This is a genomic window from Roseburia sp. AF25-13LB, assembly GCF_003478915.1.
Classification (GTDB): Bacteria; Bacillota; Clostridia; order Lachnospirales; family Lachnospiraceae; genus Roseburia_C; species Roseburia_C amylophila.
The window spans coordinates 297522-317881 of sequence record NZ_QUFO01000002.1 but is presented as its reverse complement, the minus strand read 5'-3'; the positions used below and the strand labels follow the sequence as shown (position 1 = coordinate 317881).

Sequence of the window (20360 nt, the reverse complement as noted above, 5' to 3'; positions counted from 1 at the left end):
GAAACGTCCTATCTGATACTTTCCTACTTTCATCTACCACCACTCTCCTTTATCGTTGTAGTGCCACCATTCGCCGCTTTCATATTCGATACAAAGATACCCGTCCTTATCTATCCAAACCTTTGCTAAGCCACCCTCGTTCCAATGCTCACACGCTTTTTTATGGGCTTCTTTGTTTCCCACTCCGCTTTTGGTCTGCCTTTTGCCACTGGCTTCTCTGAACCCTCGCTTGCTCCTGCACCTATAATCGACTTAAACGCCGCTTCTTGGTCAAATTTTGCCTTTCCTGCCATTACTCTCTACCTCTCCTTTCAAAAATTCCTCTATAAAGGCTTTATAGTCCTCTGATACGGTGGACTTCTCCGCATACTCAAATATATCTGTTCTGTTTGCCTGTGCTTCCTCTACCGCTACCGCTGACCGAATATAGGTCTTATATATCGGTGCAGAAATGTACTCGCTCAACTGTTCCGTAAGTTCCTTTATCTGCTTGCTGATGTTTGCTCTCGGATTGAACCTTGTAAACAGAATACCCGTTATCTTTACATTAGGATTGCAGTACCGCTGTACGCTCCTTACTGTTTCGTTAAGCTGGTTAATTCCTGTTGTGGCAAATATGCCCGCTGTGGTCGGTATCAGAATATCACCTGCCACCGTAAATGCGTTTACGGTCAACACACCCAAAGAGGGCGGCGTGTCTATAATGATATAATCATACTTTTCCGCTACGGGGGCAATAGCTTCTTTCAAACGGTGTTCTTTTCCCGTCTGTGATAACTCTTGCTCTGCTCCTACCAGCATAATGTTTGGTAATATATCATACCCGCCTTTCATACAAAAATCCATTAAAATTATAGCTCAAAATCATTTTATGTGCAATGGAGTTTTTCTTACCGAAAGTGAGTTTGAAAGGCAATCAAAGCCTTGTCATCTGCCACGCCCACGTCTACGAACCGGTGTGATTATCTGCTGTTCCGCTTGTGCTTTTAGCTGCTCCTCTGAAGAATGATTTCTGTTGTATTTCACACGATAATCATATTCCTCGGTAAAATCATCATATACAGACATCTTGTAACGCATACTCCGCATGGATTCTTCGGTATATCCCATTCTGTCCTGATACTTCTTTAGTTCTTCAATTCGGTCATCAGAAGGTGGCGGAAGAAGTTTAGCACGTTTTTCCAGAGAGAGCTTGCGGTATTCTGCTGGAGATGGAAACGGCTTATTTTGAACCGGCACCGTTGACGAATTGTTATCAAGTAATTCGTCTAACTCATCCTCATTATATGGTTCTGCGTCGGTTGAGTTATTTGTTGTGCCAAACTCAGTACTTACCGAGCCTGCGCCTGCATCAAGTCCCTGCCACTCTTTATTGAAGTCATCAAATGCAGCACCATAAAAGAAAGACTCGTCATTCTCCGGTATCTCATGTTTTTCCTGAAACTCGTCATATGCCTCATATACAGAAACATCCGGTTTTCTGGTCGGCTGTGACTCCTGTGTTGGTATCTGCTTTTTAGCCTTAGAAGCAGACTCCTTCACTTCCTCCTCATCCTCTTCCCATCTGGGATAATCCTTCATGGACTGACTGGAATGCTCGATGTCCTGCTCCTGCCTTGGATAATCAAACCAATCCTCTTTTTCCTTCTGTTTCATATATTCCCTGATGCCTGCAACCGTGAATCGCTTACCAAGCTTACTGCCTCGTACTGCCTTTACCTTGCCTCCATTACTGCTACGATAGGGAAGGGCATAGCTAATGGTATTACCTTTCAGCCTTACATTCATATGATAGGTTCTTTCTAACATATTCACCACATCATGAATGTTCTGCGTGGTCGGATCATTCATGGCAAGTCTGATATACACACGCATTTCATCCTTGAAAGAAAGTTTTCCCCTTTTCTGCATATGATTTTCCGCTAAGGTGCGTTCCTCCCTGGTCTTATCCGGATTGTAGAAGCTGTCACGGACAGAGTGTGTCAAGCCCCGGCTTCTGCACTGTTCTCCAAAATATTCCGACATTTCCACCAGCTCCTTCGGACCTCTCCGAAAGGAAGAACCATCCTTCTGATTACAGTTATTTACCAGAAAATGCACGTGAACATGCTCCGTATCCACATGAACCGCAAACAATACCTCAAATCCCTTTTTCCAGAAGAACTCACGAGCAAAGTCCTCTGCCATCTTGTAAGCCTCTGCATAAGTCAGCTTATCATTGTCCTCCGGATGAAAGGATATTGATAGCTTCTGTGCCAGAATGTCCCGCGGGAAGAACCGGCTATACTTCTTCTGATGCATTTTCCTTGTCATAAGGACACTGTTTGCAAAGTTATCCCGATTGCAGCCAAAAGCATTATATAACTCCGACTTTGTCTTGATAACACTGGAACTTAGCTGTTCCTTCTTCTTCCCCAGAATATAATCTGCAGCACTGTGAAGCTGTGCCACAGACTTGCATGGAGCATATTTTACATTGACATTTCCATATACCGCCATCTAACTCACCACCTTTTCATATAGTTTTAATACTGAGTCTTCCAACCGCCGGAATACTCTCTGGAACGGTTCAAATGCTGTCATGGATATCAAATCCGGATAGGCATTGATATTCCTTGCCAGCTGGTTGATATTGACTCCCTGCTTTTTCAGTTCGTAGCAGACCTCATTCATGACCTCCATAAACTGCTTTAATGTTGTCCCGTCAATCTGCCTGCCCTTGTTGCCCCGGAGCAGATAGTCGATGAAATCAGCGGAAGTCTTATATCCGCTCTCCTTCATCTGTGATTCAAATTCCTGTTTTACACGGTAATCCACACGAGAATAGATTACCTCGTCTCTTGTTCGTTTCCCCATAGTGTCCTCCTTCTTTTTATCTGTAAAAAAAGCCACAAAACTCATTGGTTGAATTGGCATTGCTGCCTTTTCTTCCAATTGTTTCATGGCTTCATTTTTTGGTATTTTCAGTTATTGTGTTTTGGCTACGATTGCACCGGATTATGGCTACATACTAATAGAAATTGTGGTCTGCACCGGTAAATTGCAGTGTCATGCCCCTGTTGTGGTTCTACTGTTGCTCTGCTTTGTAGCCATTTGGTTGCAGATGTTGTCTAAACTGTATCTGTTATAGCTATACTGTCCATAAGAACCGCTATCATCTGCATCCGTCTTGGTATTTCTTCGTAGCCTTTGTGTAAGCGATGCTTCGTCAGCAGGGCACATCATCCCCACAGGTCTGCCTGACGGAAAAAAGACTCCGTCAGACAGACAAAAGCAGCCCTTCGCTTACCGCTTCGGACTGCTTTTTTTCACATCTCTACTACTTATTGAAATCTTCTATTCCCTTTCCGATGTGGTGGGGATGATATAGGCAGGTAGTACCGCTGGCTTGCCAACTCGTCAAAAATAAAATCAGGGTCCCCTCCGGTACCCTGATTTTATTTCCGCCTCATTGTCTGCGCCATCGGTGCTACCTGCTCATGGGCTACGCCCCCGAGACCCCCAGACAGAAAGACACACCATCTACAAAGGGGATGGTGTGTCTTTCTGTCTTTACTGCAATTGTACCCGGGAATGTAGCCGATGTTTACTTGGATAATTGAATTGATTATCATCGGCTATATCCTTCTTGCTTCTACCCTCATTACAAAACAATAGAATTCTTTCTGTAATATCAGTCTGTTAGACTTGGGGGGGTGACTTGGGGGGGGACTTGGGTGTTACCCACCCCAAGTCATTATCCCTCTTTATGATTCGTTTTCTTCTGTTTCTATATCCAGCCTCTGTAAAATATCATATATCACACCAGAATCGTTTAATAAGCTTATAGCAAAACATTTCTTTCCTGCATCTTTTAATGATGCACCAATGTGATACGCTTTTTTGTCATCAATGATTAAAAACCTGTCATGAAATACACCTGTGTAGTTCACTTCAAGTTTGGGATACTGTTGATTGAAAGTTTCAATATCTTTTTCTGACAATCTGTTTTTTCTAACTGTGTAAATCGTTACCGATACATTCTCTTTCTTCTTGGACAGAATATTTAAAGTTCCCACATCGACATAATTATCGACCAATACAAGACTTTTCGTTGCACTAGCTACCAGATCTATCAGTAAGCTAAACGCATCATATATCTGTCCATCAAAAAAGATTTTCTGCTGTGATTCTTCGTGGTCAGAAATATATGCAAATACTTTATCAAATTTCTCATTTGTTTCATTTTGATAAGTTATCTGTCTTTCTTCTATTGCATTCATGCGATCATACAAAAGTGACGTGTTTGCCATATATTTACGCATTTCAACAAATGTTTCCATTATCCTGATACTGACTTGTATTGCAATATCACTCCTCAGCACCGCAGAAAGCATTGCAATACCTTGTTCTGTAAAAACATATGGCAGATATCTTCTTCCACCTCTCCCTTCTTTTGAGGTCACAAATTGTGACCTCAAAGAGTCGTACTCTTCCTTTTTTAGTTGAAACCTGAAATTCTCAGGAAATCTTTCAATATTTCTTTTTACAGCCTGATTAAAAGTTTTTGTTTCAACTTGATACAAAATTGCCAAGTCACTATCGAGCATTACCTGTTTTCCTCTAATAACATATATAAGACTCTGAATATGACTCACTTCCATAACCCTATCCTTTACATCTGAATTTACGTCAATCAATTCACTATTATCTTTTGCCATCGAATCCTCCAATCCATTTTTGAAGTCGCAAATTGCGACTTCAAGTCTACAATCTGTGTACTCATTCTGAGGTCACAAACTGTGACCTCAAACAGTATCATCGTGTTCCTTCTTGTTTTGCTTCCCAAATTGCTGTTCATACATAATCTGATACTTTTTCAACCGTGGAATATATTCAGGAGGCTTTCTTCGACCCGCTTCCCACTCTTCCACCGTTCGAAGTGGTATCTGAACCTTTATCTCACACACTCATTGTGTGGTTAATTATATCATGCCACTTCTTCTTTTATCAATTGAAAATCAACACGAATCCATAATTTACACACCAAACGAGTAATCCAGAAACTCATTCTCTTCTGGCTCCGACAGTTCTTGCTTTACAACTTCTATCGGTTGTTCACTGCCCTGTATCGGTTCCGTAACTAGCTTTACCCCCACCGATGCCTCAGCTCCCGGATTTCCCTGCTGATACGGATAAGACATTATCCCACCAGCCTGTAGTCCTGCCTGAAAAAATGCCTGCTGTTGCATCTGATACATGGCTGCAAGTGCCGGAAGATTTGAAAGAAGCTTCTGCTCCACAGTCTGCACCAGTCTGTCTGCAAAGGCATCTTCCTTTTCCCGACTCTCCAGATATGGATCGTTTTTCTTGGCAAGATGCCTTTCATAATAATCATTAATCGCAGCCACCACAAAAGCATTCTGCGACTTAAAGTCCTGTTCCACTTCAGCGGAGTGCAGGCGTTCCCACGCCTGCACGCCTCCCTCATCCGTCATATTGAAACGGATGTTGTGATTCCTGTAGTGCTTTGTCATATTGCCTCACCTACCTTCTGCCTGCTCTTTCCTGATGTCTTAAAAGCATATAGCAGTAATACTCATAGCCCTTTGCATTAGCACGGATATCATGATTAAAAATGGTGGTGTCCGGATTATAACTTCCAAACTGTTCTACCAGTCTTGCTCCGCCACCCATGAAGTAAACCTTCATCAGCTTCTCATTATATTCATGGTCACGAAGCTTCTGAAAAATCTCCTCCACATAGTCACAAATTGCCTTTTCCACGAGTGATGCATGTGGCTCCGGCAGTTCAATCTTCCCGCTACGAAGAATATTATCAATTACATCATCCATAAGATTGTCTCCCGTTTTGTCCTGCACCATATTGTGAATCTTCTGAAAACACTGGAACACACCAAGCTTCTCGGTCCATGCCTTGCTTTCCATTGGTCTACCGTTATTCAGATACATCAAATTCATGGTGCCATTTCCAATATCTGCAAGAAGTGTCACCCCTGCAAAATCCTTCAGATTCTCTGTCACTGCCGAGTAACACTGCGGCATAACTGTACAGCCAGCGAATTCAATATAATAAAGTCTGTCTTTATAGCCGACCTCTACGCTGCTGTTTCTAAGCATATATCTCTTAAAGTCCTCCCTCTGTGCCTGCACCCATTTCAGAGGAAGCCCAACTGCAAGATGAATCCTTGCCCTGTTTACAGAGTCTGTCATTCCTCTTGCTTCCAGTTCCTTTACAATAGCCGCAAGTGTCAGCATATAATTGTCGTCATCAGTCTGCTTATCTGCCACAAAACCCTTTCTTCCCTCTCCAATGACATAATATCCACCATCGTACTCGATATAATCTCTGCTTAACACAGGTGCGCTGTCATACTTTGCAATTGCTGTCTTAAAGCATCTTCTGGCTGTTTTCATATTTCCGTAGCCATTATCCACACCGATAATCAGTGCTCCGTTCATACTGTATTCTCTAATCTTCTCTGTCATATAATCCTCTCTTTCTCCGGCATCTGTGCCGGTAACCAAAATAAAAAAGTCCATGCATCTGTATCTCTACAAACACATGGACGAATCAACTGCCACTCTTGATATTTAGCGTATCCTTCCTACGAATTACTACACACTTTACTACACACTTTTTTCATCAAATTACACCATTTTATGATAAGTTACGATAGTTTCCTCTCAAATTAAAAATGCCCTCAAAGCCTGTAAAATCAAGCATTTGAGGGCATTCACAAGGGTTAAGATAAAGGAGCAGGTAGGAAATCTATAAACTCTTTCTTATATGCTTCCATGTATGAAACCTCCTGAATATGTCAACAGTGAAATATCACTTTTTTCTTTTACCTAATTTCTTATGCTACCATACTTCCCTGAAAACCTCAATGCATTTTTCTTAATGGCGCCGGTCTATACCGGCATTATTATAATAAGCTGCTTTTTCCTGATACATTCTGCGTTCAGCTTCCATCAGCAAGAGGTCAAATCCACGTTCCCAGCTTTCCTGCCATACTGATCCGACTGCCATTACTACATCCTTTTTCTTCATGCCAGCCTTCATACGTTCTATCCGCTGCTTCAGTTCCTCTTCTCCGATACCTGCACACAGTGCCAGAAGTTCATCCCCTCCAATACGGAACAGTCCATAGTCTGAAAATTCCTCACGGAGTAATTCGCCGGCACGCAGAATGAGCTGGTCACCTGCCTGATGACCTAAAGTATCATTTACCCTTTTCAGTCCTGTAATATCGCAATACACCACACCAAAGCATGAAGTCCCTGATGCATCTGTAACATACTGTTCCATGGCGAACCGGTTTCCAAGTTTCGTAAGCTGGTCACTATAGCTCATCCGTTCCAATTCCCGCACCAGATTACGCCTTCTGATGCTGGAGACAATAAAATATCCCATAATCTGAAGCATATTAGAAGTATAATCCAACATTTTTTCGGGAGGATTATCAACTCCATAAAAACCGATGATTTTCTGACCTTCATACAGTGGAACTACTACCAGCGTTGAAATATTCTGTTGTTTCAGATTCTCATACTGCAGTGGATCACTCTCACGTATATTTTCCAGATTACCAATGATAATATTTTTGCCTTCCCTAAAATTGCGGTACCAGTTCTCGCATACTTCAGCCGGAACATTCTGCAAATTATCTTTCTCAGGCCTGATACCATTCGCTACCCATTCATAGGTGTTATCGTCATTTCCCAATAAGTTTTTTTCAAAAATATAGGTACGTTCTCCATTCAATGCCTTTCCAAGATATTCCAGGATAATTTCCAGCGACTGTTCTGATGTAGGGGCATTTAACGAAATTCTTATGCCCTCATTTATAATAGCCTCCATATTTTCATAGTTTTGAATCAGACTTCCCTGTTTTTCTTCGTTGCTGACATCCAGTGCAATTTCTACCCGGTAACGTCGACCATCCTGTTCCAGCATAGTATCCTTCAACAACAGATGTTTGCCAAGAACCGGATTATAATACTTCCATTCTTTAAACTCACCTTCTACCAGTTCCTGATTATTGCACATACTACAAGGGGCGGCATTATGCTGCATCACCTCATAACATTTCTTTCCTTTTATTTCCTCCTGGGTCTGAAATCCAAAGTTTTCCCGTGTTTTCCGGTTCATATACACAAGTTCATATGTATCAACATCTGAGACATATACAAGTTCATCAAGATTTTCAAAGAAATTCCAAATCTTTTCCACTGTTTCTATCCTTTCTGGCAATTACATTACTTTAGGCGGTTGCGAAAGGGGACAAAAAGATGATTGCCCCAATAATATCACGGGATTACAGGAGATTTATCTTTATCCGGTATGAAATGCCAACAGTTCTTATAATGCGTGTTTTTCTTGATTATAAACTGTCTTTCCGGTTGCTTTGGCTGAATATCGACGCTGTCCGCCGGGTACAGATGCCACATAATGCCTGCAAGGGGCACAGGGGATTTCGGTATGCGTTGCTTTTTGTCTGGCAACCGGCACAAATTCACATCCATGTTCAATTGTGCCTCGCTGGTACATCCCTGTACCAGCGTTGCCTGTTGCCAGACGAAATTCCCAGTGCCCCTAACAGCCCTTATCAGGCATCTGTGTTTCGGCGAACTGTGTCGATATTCTGACAAACATTGGAAAGACTGTTTTCATAACAAAAAGAAAAACACGCATTTTAGAACTGCGGTATTTCGTAGCAAAAGATAATCCCCTGTGAATCCCGTGATATTCTTCCGGCAGCATCAAAAACAGTCCCATTAATCAGTGACTGCACCAATCAGTTCATTGATATCTTCAACTCCATTATTTTCCATATAATCCTGTATACCATTGATAATATCAATCGTTGCGGTAGGATTGGTAAAGTTTGCAGTTCCCACAGATACTGCGGTTGCTCCTGCCAGTATCAGTTCCAATGCATCTTCCGTGCTCTGTACACCTCCCATTCCGATAATCGGAATATTCACTGCCTGGGCTGCCTGATATACCATACGCACTGCAATTGGATGCACTGCCGGTCCGGACATCCCACCAGTTCTGTTTGCCAAAGCAAATTTTCTGCGGTTTACATCAATCTTCATTCCAGTCAGTGTATTAATCAGGGAAATCACATCTGCTCCGCCTGTTTCTGCCGCTTTTGCCATCTCTGTAATATCCGTTACATTCGGGCTCAATTTCATAATAACCGGCTGTCTTGCATATTTTTTCACTTCTTTTGTAATTTCTTCTACAGAAGCTGCATTCTGTCCAAAGGCAATACCGCCTTCTTTGACATTTGGACAGGAAATATTGATTTCCAGCATATCTACCGGCTGATCGGAGAGTCTTTCCACAACTTCTATATAATCGGAGGTTGTTTTACCACATACATTTACAATAATGCGTGTGTCATAGTGGGTAAGAAACGGAATATCACGCTGTACAAATACATCAATACCAGGATTCTGTAAACCGATAGCATTTAACATTCCACCATATACCTCTGCCACACGAGGGGTCGGATTCCCCGGCCATGGTACATTGGCAACACCTTTTGTCACTACTGCACCCAGTTTATTCAAATCTACAAATTCACTGTATTCCTGACCGGAGCCAAAGGTTCCGGATGCTGTCATAATCGGGTTCTTCAATAATACTCCTGCCAGATTCACTCTTGTATTCATTAAAGTTCCACCTCCTCAGCCCGGAAAACCGGTCCTTCTTTACATACACGTTTATTATTGACATTGGAATGTTCGTCCTTGTCCTTAGACTGGCACACGCAGGCTAAGCAGGCTCCGATTCCACAAGCCATACGTTCTTCCATGGAAATCCAGCACTCAATCTGTTTCTCTTTTGCATATTCCTTAATAGCTGCCAGCATCGGCTTTGGTCCGCAGGCATAGATAATATCTGCTGTCAGCCCATTTTCACGAATGGCATCCAATACATTTCCTTCTGTCCCGGCACTTCCGTCCTCAGTTGCCACATAGACTTCCCCTTCTTCACGAAATTCATCCATCAGGAAAAGTTCATCCCGGAAGCCAAGTACCATCTGCTTTTCACAGTCCAATTCTTTTGCCAGCTCTAACATTGGTGGAATACCAATTCCACCGCCAATTAAGAACGCTTTCTTTTCTTTCTTCGGAAATCCATTTCCCAGCGGTCCTGTTATATTAAGGATTCCGCCGGTATGCATACCGGAAAACTCTTCTGTTCCCTTTCCAACTTTACGGTATACCAGACGGATGGCATTATCCTTTTTATCAATTTCACAGATACTGATTGGTCTTGGAAGCAGTCTGCTTCCTTCATTACAATATACAGATACAAACTGACCTGCTTTTGCATGTGCTGCAATCTCTTCCGTACGCAGCCACATACTGTAAATGTCATCCGCAATTTCTTCCTGGCGGATAATAATCGCCTGTTCTTTAAACTTCTCTGCCATCTTCTTCTCCTATCTTGCCTGTAAAGCTCCATCGATATCTTTTATCATTGCCTCTACTGCTGCTCTGGATGCATCTGCAAAATGCTCTGCTCCAAAAGATGCATAAGCTTCCTGCTTATATGCGGCAATGATTCCACGGGATGAATTAACAATTGCACCCAGTCCGTTTTCGTCGAAGTAATGTACTAAGTCCGCTCCTTTTCCACCCTGGGCACCGTATCCCGGAACCAGGATAAAGCTCTTTGGCATTACTTTACGAAGGACTTTTCCGATCTCCGGATAGGTTGCTCCTACTACTGCTCCCACATAGCTGTAGTTATCTCCCATGACTTCTTCGCCCCACTGCGCTACCTTTTCACCGACATATTCATACAGTGGTCTGCCATCAATTAATCTGTCCTGGAATTCTCCACTGGATGGATTGCTGGTCTTAACTAAAATGAAGATACCTTTTTTCTCTTCTTTACATACTTCCAGGAAAGGCTTGATTCCGTCTGAACCCAGATATGGATTGACTGTTGCAAAGTCTTCATCAAAAGCAGAAAGCTTTTTACCTCCCACCTGAACTTTACCAAGATGTCCCACTGCATAAGCTGCGGATGTAGAACCGATATCGCCACGTTTTACATCTCCGATTACCACAAGGTCTTTGGAGTGGCAGTAATCTACTGTCTTCTGATATGCTTTCACACCCTCTGTTCCAAACTGCTCATACATGGCAATCTGTGGTTTTACAGCAGGAATCAGATCATAAGTGGCATCTACAATTGCTTTGTTAAACTGCCAGATTGCTTCTGCTGCACCCTCTAAAGTCTCACCATGCTCCTTAAATGCTGCTGCCTTAATATGTTCCGGAACATAATCTAACATCGGGTCTAAGCCGACAACGATTGGTGCATGGGTTTTCTCGATTTTTTTAATTAATTTGTTAATCATATCTTTAAGCCTTTCTTTTTCTTATTCTTCTGCTGCATCATATACAATTCTGCCTTCACAGATAGTCATCATTACTTTACCGGTTACTTTTCTGCCGTGGAATGGTGTATTCTTTGCTTTCGACCAGAACTTGTTCTTATCAATGGCATAAGTGCATTCTGGATCAAAAAGCATGACATCTGCCATACTTCCCTCTTCCAAAGTTCCCTTCTTCAAATGAAGAATCTGTGCCGGGTTATAGCTCATCTTCTCTACCATCTGCATCGGTGTTAAGTATCCCCCCAGCACAAGTTCTGTATAAGTCAGTGCTGCTGCAGTTTCCATTCCAACGATTCCAAACGGAGCCTTTACCATGCTGTTATTTTTTTCATCTGCGGTATGCGGTGCATGGTCTGTGGAAATGACTTCCATGGTTCCATCGGAAAGTCCCTTTTTCAATGCCTCCACATCCTCTTTCCGGCGGAGTGGCGGATTCATCTTATAATTGGTATCTCCCTCTGCCATATCATCTGATGTCAGTGTAAAATGATGCGGACATACCTCTGCGGATACCGGAATATGCTCTAACTTGGCATATTTCACCATGTTTACACTATTCTTCGTGGAGCAGTGGCAAAGATGCAGGTGTGCACCGGTATCTTTGGATAACAGGATATTTCTTGCAATCATGATATCTTCTACGGAATTGGTAATTCCAGCCAGTCCCCAACGTTTTGCATTCTCATCCTCGTTGACCACGCCGGAGCCAACCAGATTCTTATCTTCGCAATGTGACAGTACCGGAATGTTACAGTCTCTTGCTACCAGCATGGCATCTCTTGCAAGAAGTGAATTCATGACTGATTTGCCATCTTCACTGATTGCAGGGCTTCCTGCCTCCGCCATCTCTTTGATGTCAGCTAATTCCTCTCCCTGCTGTCCTTTTGTTATAGCGCCAACCTGTAATACATGCACCAGTCCGACACTTTCTGCCTTATGATGTACATAACGTACTACATCAGCATTGTCTACCACCGGCCTGGTATTTGGCATTGCAAGTACCGTGGTATATCCGCCTCTTGCTGCGGAACGGGTTTCTGTTTCAACATCGCCCTTATGGGTAAATCCTGGATCCCGCAAATGCACGTGCATATCAACGAGTCCCGGCATTACATACAGTCCTTTGGCATCAATAGTCTTCTCTGCCTTTTTTTTGATATTTTTCCCTCTTTTTGTAATGACTCCATCTTCTATGAAAAGGTCCATTACATCATCTGTTTTCGTAGCCGGATCTAAAATGCGGCCACCTTTTATTAAGATTGTCATGTGGAATACCTCCTGTTGCTCCTATTTTAGCATACAAGCAGTTCTGGGGCAATCTGCTCATGCATGTATTTTCTCAAATAGCGCCGGAGGTACATATGCTTCTATACGGATTCCCTCCGGCAGATATTCTTCTGCTATTAATTCTCCTGTTTCTCTTATCTGCTGCAGCAATCCACCCTTGTCATATGGCAGCACTGTCTCAAGATAGCGCTTGTTCTCCCGCAGTATCCGGGCAAGACAGTCTTTCAGTTCTTCTAGGCCATCACCTCTTGCTGCAGATACCCGTAAAGTAATATCTGCCCTGCCATCCCGCAATGGTTCCCGGTCTGTAATAGCATCCTGCTTATTAAACAATGTCAGTATCTTTTTATCTGTAACCTCTAACTGGTGCAATGTCTCATATACAATATGCATCTGCTTGGCAGCCTGTGGATTGGATGCATCCACCACATGAATGATAAAATCTGCATACTTAGCTTCCTCTAAAGTACTACGGAAGGCATCAATCAGATGATGCGGCAGTTTCCGGATAAACCCTACCGTATCCGTAAGCAAAAGCTTCTGGCTTCCCGGAAGTTCTAACATTCTGGTAGTCGGGTCTAAGGTTGCAAAAAGTTTATCCTCTGCAAGAATTCCAGCTCCGGTCAGAGCATTTAAAAGAGTTGATTTACCGGCATTGGTATACCCTACAATTGCTGCCACCGGAACATGATTCCGTTGTCTTGCCACACGATTCACTTCCCGGTGCCGTTTCACTTCCTCCAGCTCCCGTTTGAGCTGGCTGATTCTTGATGCAATCAGACGACGGTCTACCTCTAACTTTTTCTCTCCCGGACCTCTCGTTCCAATTCCGCCTCCCAGCCTTGACATACTCTTTCCTATACCGGAAAGACGGCTCATGCGGTAACGGAGCTGTGCCAGTTCCACCTGTATCTTTCCTTCACTGGTAGATGCTCTGGCTGCAAAAATATCAAGGATAATTAAAGTTCTGTCCATCACTTTTACGTTCAGGGCATCCGAAAGATTCCGAAGCTGTGCCGGGCTTAGTTCGTCATCGCAGACAATTCCTGTTGCATTGGTCCATGCAATTTCATCCAGCAGCTCTTCTACTTTTCCGCTACCAATATAAAGCCCCGGATGTATTGTCTGACGGTTCTGGATTACCCTGCCCACCGTTACTGCTCCGGCAGTCTTCACCAGCTCCTCCAATTCATCCAGGGAGTCTTCTGTATCATCGCCATCCTGGCTGCTTACGCCAACCAGGATGACTCTTTCTTTCATTTCATTATTTTCAAAAAATTCAGGCATAAAATATCCTTTTCTTACTTTCTGTTTATGCAAACACACTCTGTCCGTTCTGGGATAATCCTGCAGAAATATTTAAAATTGCAGCAAAATCATTCTGTAATTCATTTGAGCATTTCTCTGCTTCCTGATAAATTTCTTCTGCTCTTTCCGCATTCTCATCGAACAGTGCCTGCTGCACTTCTTTTCCATAGCCATGGAATCTTCTGTGTTTCTCTGCCAGTGCATTCCAGACCGGTGCAATTGCCGGATTTTCCAGATGCATGGAATAGTAAAAATGGCCAAAGCCGCATTTTGTATCATCAAATTGTAACGTAAGGACATTCTTCTCAGTTACCATGGTATGTAAAGTTTCAAGCCATGCCCTATGTGCTTCCATTGCTTTTTGTACATAAGCATCAAAAACTGCATTATCCATACGGTAAAATGCATCATGGCTCATTTCTCCTATAACCTTCGCCACATTATCCATACCCGTTTCAACCTGGGCTAATGGTTCTACCGAACCTTTTAAATTTCCATTTATAACCGTCAGCAATTCTGCATCATTGCTGAGATTACTGCACTGGTTTTCAATACAGGACACCTGGGTTTCCAGCACATTCATGGAGCTGCTGATTTCTTCACTGATACCAGCAAGGGAACCAATAGATTCGCTGATGGTTCCAACATTTTTCTTGTTCTCGTCATTAATATTCCATACGGCATTAATTTTCTGATCAATATTGTCAAGAGATGTAATTGCAACATCCACACTCTTAGAGCTCTTCTCAGAAGCATCGCGGATTCCTTCTACGAATTCACCCATATTTCCGGTTAACTGCTTGGTTCCCTCTGCCAGCTGACGGATTTCTTCCGCTACAACGGCAAATCCCTTTCCTGCTTCTCCTGCTCTTGCTGCCTCGATTGATGCGTTCAATGCCAGCAGGTTGGTCTGTTCGGAAATTGCATTGATGCCTTCAATGACTTCATTCATATGATTGATAACATCCATCAATGCATCCATATTCTTCTTCATTTCTGTGGATTCTGAGATTGCATCTTTGGATAAATCCCGGATAGCGGTCAGTTCTTCCTGGCCATTCTCTATCTTCTTATAAATATCCGTAGTTTTCTCTGATACATCAATAATTGTATTGGTCAGACCCTCATGGGCATTTCTTACTTCCTCTGCAATACTGGATGTTTCTGCTGTTGCATCATGGATTGTCTTTGTTGCTGCATTGACATCTTCTGCTGCCGTTGTCATCTTTACGGTATCATGTCCAACTTTCAGACCCAAAGCACTCATTGTCATAACTGCCTTCATATCTTCCCTATATACCTGTGCAAGCTGACGTCTGCCAGCGTTCATTCGCTCATACATATTCTGCAGTTCCGGTAAACCTGCAGCATAATTCTCTTCTTTCATTTCACTGATTGACTGAACCAGATTTACAATTTTTTTGTTCTTTCCCAACGCCATATATTTCCTCCAATCAATGCACTTTCTGTGCATTACGTTATACTACTAATTTTGTACTGAATCCTGCCGATTGTCAACGACATTTTGTGATATTTTTCCAAAAAGTCCAACCTTTTTTGCAATTTCTTTATGCAGAAAATATTTTCAAAAACATTACCAATGCCTGATAATCTCCCATATCTGCCAGTTCTCTTGCTGAATGCATGGCAAGCATTGGAATTCCAATATCCGCCCCCTGCATTGGCAGGTAGGAAACCGCAATTGGTCCAAGGGTCTGTCCACCCGGCATGCCAGAACGGTTTACCTGCACCTGATATGGAATATCTGTCTTTTTACAAAGCTGCATCACCACCGCTGTTGCCTCACTGTCAGAAAGATACCGCTGGCTGGCAGAAGTCTTAACGGTAATTCCTTTTCCCAATATCACATCATTCGTAATATCTGATTTATTTGTGTAATTCGGGTGTACGGCATGAGCTCCGTCTATAGACAAGAGAAAGCCTCCCCGGAGCATATCATTTATCTCTGTTTCTGCCATTCCAAAGGCTGCTCCAATCTTCATTATGATATCCTTAAGCAGACTGCTGTCTGCTCCCTGCTTGGAACGGCTGCCGATTTCCTCATTATCAAATAGTCCTGCTACAACCAGTGAATCTCCGGTTGTTTTTTCACACATTGTCTCCACAATTGCTGCTACCGATGCCAGATTATCGATTCTCGGAGAAGAAAGAAGCTTCTTATCACTTCCTATTAATTCCGGTTCATCCATATTGGTAAGGAATAAATCATAGCTTAAAACCTCATTTACCTCTGCCCCAAGATGCTCTTTTAAGTAATCCGTAAAGAAATTCTCCGTAACGTCTCCGTCCCGCTCTATTCCAAACAGTGGAAGCAGTTCTCTTTGCATATCATATTCCTGTTTTCCGCCTGCCTCACGGTTCAGGTGTGGTGCTAATGACGGAATCACTGCTGATGGTTCCTCACTTCCGAAAAGCTTTACTTCCGGTGCAAATGGATGTTCCGATTCTAATACCACTTTCCCATAAATTCCAAGTGGACGGTCAAACCATGTATTTTTGAGCATACCGCCATATGGCTCCACATTTAACTGCCTGTAATCCTTCGTCTTCACCTCAGGATTCGGTTTTATTTTAAAACATGGGAAATCTGTATGGGCCAGCATCAGGCGGAGCGCCGTCTTTCTATCCAGCTGTTCTGGAACAGCAAATGCCGCTACCATACCGGAATACGGTCTTACATAGTATTTACCGCCTGCATGAAGCTGCCAGGATTCCTGCAGCTTTAATTCTTCATACCCTGCCTCCTGTAACTGCTTTCCTGTCCATTCTGTTACATGATATGGTGATTTTCCCTTTGACAATAGTTCTGTTATTTTCTGCATGCCATACGCCTTCCTTACATGAATCTGTCTATTACAAGTGCCACTCCGTCTTCATCATTGGAAGTGGTAATATAATCTGCAACCTCTTTTACCTCCGGCTGTGCGTTTGCCATTGCCACACCAAGCCCGGCAAATGCAATCATAGACTTGTCATTAAAGCCATCTCCACAGCAGATCATCTGCTCCTTCTTTTCTCCCAGATATTCTAACAGTTTTCCAAGAGAATATGCCTTATCAATGGATGGTGGAACAATTTCTAAGAAAAACGGTTCTGAGCGGAAAACGTTTAATTGTTCTCCAAAGGTCTGCCGCATCACATCCTGTGCTTTTGCAATCTTTTCCGGTTCTCCTGTCATCAGGAATTTATTTACCGGATAATCTACATATTCTGCGAAATTATCTACCTCTTTTATCGGCATTCCGTTAATTTTTCCCTCGTTACGGCTATATTTATTCACTCCGTTTCCATGGATGATGGTATTTCCTTTATAAGTAAGCACGCCCACACCCAGTCTGCATGCCTGCTCATACACTGCCGGCACCAGTTCTACCGGTATTGTCTTATTGTATACAATCTCTCCGGTCTCATAATTAATAATCTTTCCACCATTAAATGCCAGTACAAATCCGCCATAGCTCTTCAAATCCAGTTCGTCTGCCAGCTTTACAATGCCCCCGGTAGGACGGCCGGATGCCAGCACTACTTTTTTCCCTTCTTTTTGAATCCGCATCAGTGCGTCTTTCGTCTTTGGTGTAATGACTTTCTTTGAATTAGTTAAGGTGCCATCTAAATCCAGCACGATAATCTCATAGGTTTCGCTCATTTTCGTATTGTTCCTCTCTGCCCTTTTCTCTCGTTTCCCTGTCCCATACATTTTGCCCTTTTTGCTTAACGTGTCATCAAAAACAAGTATTCCCGGGCAGCTTCTTCGTCATTCGGATAATTCTTTGTATAATCCTCCATCTCGCTTTTTGCAGATGCGAAATCTCCGCTCTGTTCATATGCCAGTATCAGATTACGCTGCGCCTCCTGCTTCTGTGAGCCTGCATCTAAATCCAGTGCCATCTTAAGATAGTTTATTGCACTGTCATAATTACCTTTTTCTAATTCCATTCCTCCCAGACAGATCAATGCTGTCGGATTATCCTGATTTTCATCAATATATTCTTTATATAATCCGGCTGCCTTCTCATCTTCGCCTTTCACTTCATAGAGCTGTGCCATATACAAAGAAGCTTCCGTGCTCTTTTTATGAATGGCTGTCGTAAGCTCTGTTTCCGCATTATCATAATCTCCCAGTAATAGATAAATTCTGCCTCTCTGGGCATAGTCCTCCGCTGATTTACCACCTGCTTCAATACCTTTTTTCAGATACTCCTGACCTTCGGTCTGCATTCCTGCGGCATAACACTCCTGATACAAAGCAATATACATTTCATAGTCAGTGCCAGCATACTGTGCTGCCAGATTAAAATTTTCTTTTGCTTTATCCATGTCATTTTCTTTCCGGTACAGTTCTCCTAACAGGAAATATGCCTGGGCATTTTTCTTGTCATAATTGATTAATGCCTGATATGTCTCAATGGCATCCTCTTTCTTTCCTGCGGCATACTGTGCTGCTGCTTTATAATAACAGGTATCTATTTCTTCTTCTCCTACAACTGCCAGTGACTGGTCCAGTGCATTCTGAAATGCATCAACGGCTCCTTCATAGTCACCCTCCTGCATACAGTTGATGCCTATCTGCCGATATGCATCTTTATTATTCTGTGTCTCATCCTCCTCACAGCCGGCCAGCAACAGTCCTGCTGCAAGTACAACTGCCATATATTTTATTTTCTTCATAATTGCCTCGCTTTCATCCGCTTTAGTATAGCAAATTAAGGCTCTTCTTTCAACCTCGCCCCGGCTTGTTTTTCTTCGTTTCCTGTGATACACTGCAAGAAAAATCATGAGTTATTCTCATGCATATGGTTAGGCGATTGCGAAGCGGGACAGAAAGATGATTGCCCCAATAATATCACGGATTCACAGGAGATTATCTTTCGCTACGAAATACCACAGTTCTAAAATGCGTGTCTTTCTTTTTGCTATTAAAACAGTCTTTCCAATGTTTGTCAGAATATCGAAACGGTTCGCCGAAGCACAGATGCCTGATAAGGGCTGTTAGGGGCACTGGGAATTTTGTCTGGCAACAGGCAACGCTGGTACAGGGATGTACCAGCGAGGCACAATTGAACATGGATGTGAATTTGTGCCGGTTGCCAGGCAAAAGAAAAAGTATGCCGAAATTCCCAGTGCCCCTTGCAGGCATTATGTGGCATCTGTGCCCGGCGGACAGCGTCGATATTCAGCCAAAGCAACCGGAAAGACAGTTTACAATTAAGAAAAACACGCATTATAAGAACTGTTGGCATTTCATACCGGATAAAGATAAATCCCCTGTGAATCCCGTAATATTCTTCCGGCAGCTCCTGTCCCCTTTCGCAATCGCCTAACCAGAATCAGATAAGAAAAGAGGTTTTACTATGTCAGAAAACGAAGCAAAAGAAACCATGCAGGACTTTGAAGCAGAGCTTGAGGCTTCCTTCCGGAAAATCAACGAAGGAGACATCTTAACCGGAACCGTTATCTCTGTGGATGAAGACGCCATCACATTGGACTTAAAGTATTATGCCCCGGGAATCATCAAAGCAGATGACGTCAGCAACGACCCATCCTTTGTCATTGACGAGCACATTCATCCGGGAGATGTCTTAGAAGCAACGGTCATCCGCCGGGATGATGGAGAAGGCAACATTTTACTTTCCATGAAAGAAGCCAACGAAGTGCTTGCCTGGGATAAGTTAAAAGAGCTGTTGGAAAACGAAACCGTTGTTACCGTAAAGGTCATTGAAGCGGTAAAAGCCGGTGTGGTTGCATATCTTTATGGCATTCGCGGTTTTATTCCGGCTTCACAGATTACCACTGCCTATGTAGAAGATACAGAAAGCTATGTTGGAAAGGAATTAGAAGTCCGTGTCATTACTGTCGATGAGGAAGATGACCGGCTGGTTCTCTCCGGTAAATCCGTTGCTCTTGAAAAAGAAACAGAAGAAAGAAATCATAAGATTGCCATGTTAGTTCCGGGCAGTATTGTAGAAGGAACCGTGGAAAGCCTGATGCCATATGGTGCATTTATCAACCTTGGGGACGGACTTACGGGACTTGTCCACATTTCCCAGATTTGTGAACGCCGTATTAATAAGCCTTCCGAAGTATTAAAGGAAGGACAGCATGTAAAAGCCAAGCTTTTAAATACCAACGACGGCAAAATCAGCTTAAGCATGCGTGCATTGGAAGAAGAAATGGTAGATACTTCTGTAGAAGAAAAAGAAGACTTATCCGCCTACACCTCTGATGAAAGTGCTTCTACCAGCCTTGGCGCACTGTTAAAGGGATTGAAGCTCTAAGTCGTATTTCATAAAACGCAACAAGGGACAGATATTTCTA

The 20360-nt window shown here is 42.9% G+C and carries 18 protein-coding genes; 1 reads left to right on the top strand and 17 read right to left on the bottom strand.

What is annotated here, in order from left to right; translation table 11 throughout:
• Nucleotides 1-125: 125 nt before the first annotated feature.
• From DWY37_RS15950 to DWY37_RS04595, 17 genes are all read right to left on the bottom strand, one after another.
• Complete coding sequence (locus DWY37_RS15950; protein WP_008120476.1) at nucleotides 126-293, bottom strand: hypothetical protein; 168 nt, start codon at nucleotides 291-293, stop codon at nucleotides 126-128.
• Nucleotides 271-846 carry a ParA family protein gene (locus DWY37_RS04680; RefSeq protein WP_015568193.1) on the bottom strand — a complete coding sequence of 192 codons (576 nt, stop codon included), beginning with the start codon at nucleotides 844-846 and terminating at the stop codon, nucleotides 271-273. Before DWY37_RS04680 ends, DWY37_RS15950 begins: the two co-directional genes overlap by 23 nt.
• Before the next feature lie 81 nt (nucleotides 847-927).
• Nucleotides 928-2499 carry a relaxase/mobilization nuclease domain-containing protein gene (locus DWY37_RS04675; protein ID WP_008120479.1) on the bottom strand — a complete coding sequence of 524 codons (1572 nt, stop codon included), beginning with the start codon at nucleotides 2497-2499 and terminating at the stop codon, nucleotides 928-930.
• The gene (mobC, locus tag DWY37_RS04670) at nucleotides 2500-2856 is read right to left on the bottom strand and encodes a plasmid mobilization relaxosome protein MobC (RefSeq protein WP_022292457.1); all 357 of its coding nucleotides are present in this window, start codon (nucleotides 2854-2856) and stop codon (nucleotides 2500-2502) included.
• A gap of 890 nt (nucleotides 2857-3746) precedes the next feature.
• Complete coding sequence (locus tag DWY37_RS04665) at nucleotides 3747-4700, bottom strand: ORF6N domain-containing protein (protein ID WP_118542125.1); 954 nt, start codon at nucleotides 4698-4700, stop codon at nucleotides 3747-3749.
• A 318-nt stretch (nucleotides 4701-5018) separates the two neighbouring features.
• Entirely contained in the window at nucleotides 5019-5516 is a 498-nt protein-coding gene (locus tag DWY37_RS04655) for a hypothetical protein (protein WP_117946482.1), read from the bottom strand.
• Between the two features lie 10 nt (nucleotides 5517-5526).
• Nucleotides 5527-6543, bottom strand: coding sequence for a ParM/StbA family protein (locus tag DWY37_RS04650; protein WP_117946480.1), 1017 nt, complete (start codon nucleotides 6541-6543; stop codon nucleotides 5527-5529).
• 358 nt (nucleotides 6544-6901) lie between these two features.
• The gene (locus DWY37_RS04645; RefSeq protein WP_242986067.1) at nucleotides 6902-8236 is read right to left on the bottom strand and encodes a sensor domain-containing diguanylate cyclase; all 1335 of its coding nucleotides are present in this window, start codon (nucleotides 8234-8236) and stop codon (nucleotides 6902-6904) included.
• Nucleotides 8237-8781: 545 nt separating this feature from the next.
• Entirely contained in the window at nucleotides 8782-9687 is a 906-nt protein-coding gene (locus tag DWY37_RS04635) for a dihydroorotate dehydrogenase (protein WP_118542123.1), read from the bottom strand.
• Nucleotides 9687-10454: a dihydroorotate dehydrogenase electron transfer subunit gene (locus tag DWY37_RS04630; RefSeq protein WP_022244410.1), complete on the bottom strand. Its 768-nt coding sequence runs from the start codon at nucleotides 10452-10454 to the stop codon at nucleotides 9687-9689. Before DWY37_RS04630 ends, DWY37_RS04635 begins: the two co-directional genes overlap by 1 nt.
• A 9-nt stretch (nucleotides 10455-10463) precedes the next feature.
• Nucleotides 10464-11390 carry an orotidine-5'-phosphate decarboxylase gene (gene pyrF, locus DWY37_RS04625; RefSeq protein WP_118088251.1) on the bottom strand — a complete coding sequence of 309 codons (927 nt, stop codon included), beginning with the start codon at nucleotides 11388-11390 and terminating at the stop codon, nucleotides 10464-10466.
• Between the two features lie 21 nt (nucleotides 11391-11411).
• Nucleotides 11412-12695 carry a dihydroorotase gene (locus tag DWY37_RS04620; protein WP_118542121.1) on the bottom strand — a complete coding sequence of 428 codons (1284 nt, stop codon included), beginning with the start codon at nucleotides 12693-12695 and terminating at the stop codon, nucleotides 11412-11414.
• A gap of 57 nt (nucleotides 12696-12752) precedes the next feature.
• Entirely contained in the window at nucleotides 12753-14003 is a 1251-nt protein-coding gene (hflX, locus tag DWY37_RS04615; RefSeq protein WP_117697635.1) for a GTPase HflX, read from the bottom strand.
• Between the two features lie 25 nt (nucleotides 14004-14028).
• Complete coding sequence (locus DWY37_RS04610; RefSeq protein WP_158575670.1) at nucleotides 14029-15465, bottom strand: methyl-accepting chemotaxis protein; 1437 nt, start codon at nucleotides 15463-15465, stop codon at nucleotides 14029-14031.
• 127 nt (nucleotides 15466-15592) lie between these two features.
• Nucleotides 15593-16867 (bottom strand): M18 family aminopeptidase, encoded by a 1275-nt coding sequence (locus tag DWY37_RS04605; RefSeq protein ID WP_118542117.1) that lies wholly within the window; start codon nucleotides 16865-16867, stop codon nucleotides 15593-15595.
• A gap of 14 nt (nucleotides 16868-16881) precedes the next feature.
• The gene (locus tag DWY37_RS04600) at nucleotides 16882-17691 is read right to left on the bottom strand and encodes a Cof-type HAD-IIB family hydrolase (protein ID WP_118177111.1); all 810 of its coding nucleotides are present in this window, start codon (nucleotides 17689-17691) and stop codon (nucleotides 16882-16884) included.
• A gap of 65 nt (nucleotides 17692-17756) precedes the next feature.
• Nucleotides 17757-18713, bottom strand: coding sequence for a tetratricopeptide repeat protein (locus DWY37_RS04595; protein WP_158575668.1), 957 nt, complete (start codon nucleotides 18711-18713; stop codon nucleotides 17757-17759).
• Between the two features lie 683 nt (nucleotides 18714-19396).
• Between DWY37_RS04595 and DWY37_RS04590 the strand changes: the two genes are divergently transcribed.
• Nucleotides 19397-20320 (top strand): S1 RNA-binding domain-containing protein, encoded by a 924-nt coding sequence (locus tag DWY37_RS04590; protein WP_118542113.1) that lies wholly within the window; start codon nucleotides 19397-19399, stop codon nucleotides 20318-20320.
• The last annotated feature ends 40 nt before the right edge of the window (nucleotides 20321-20360 follow it).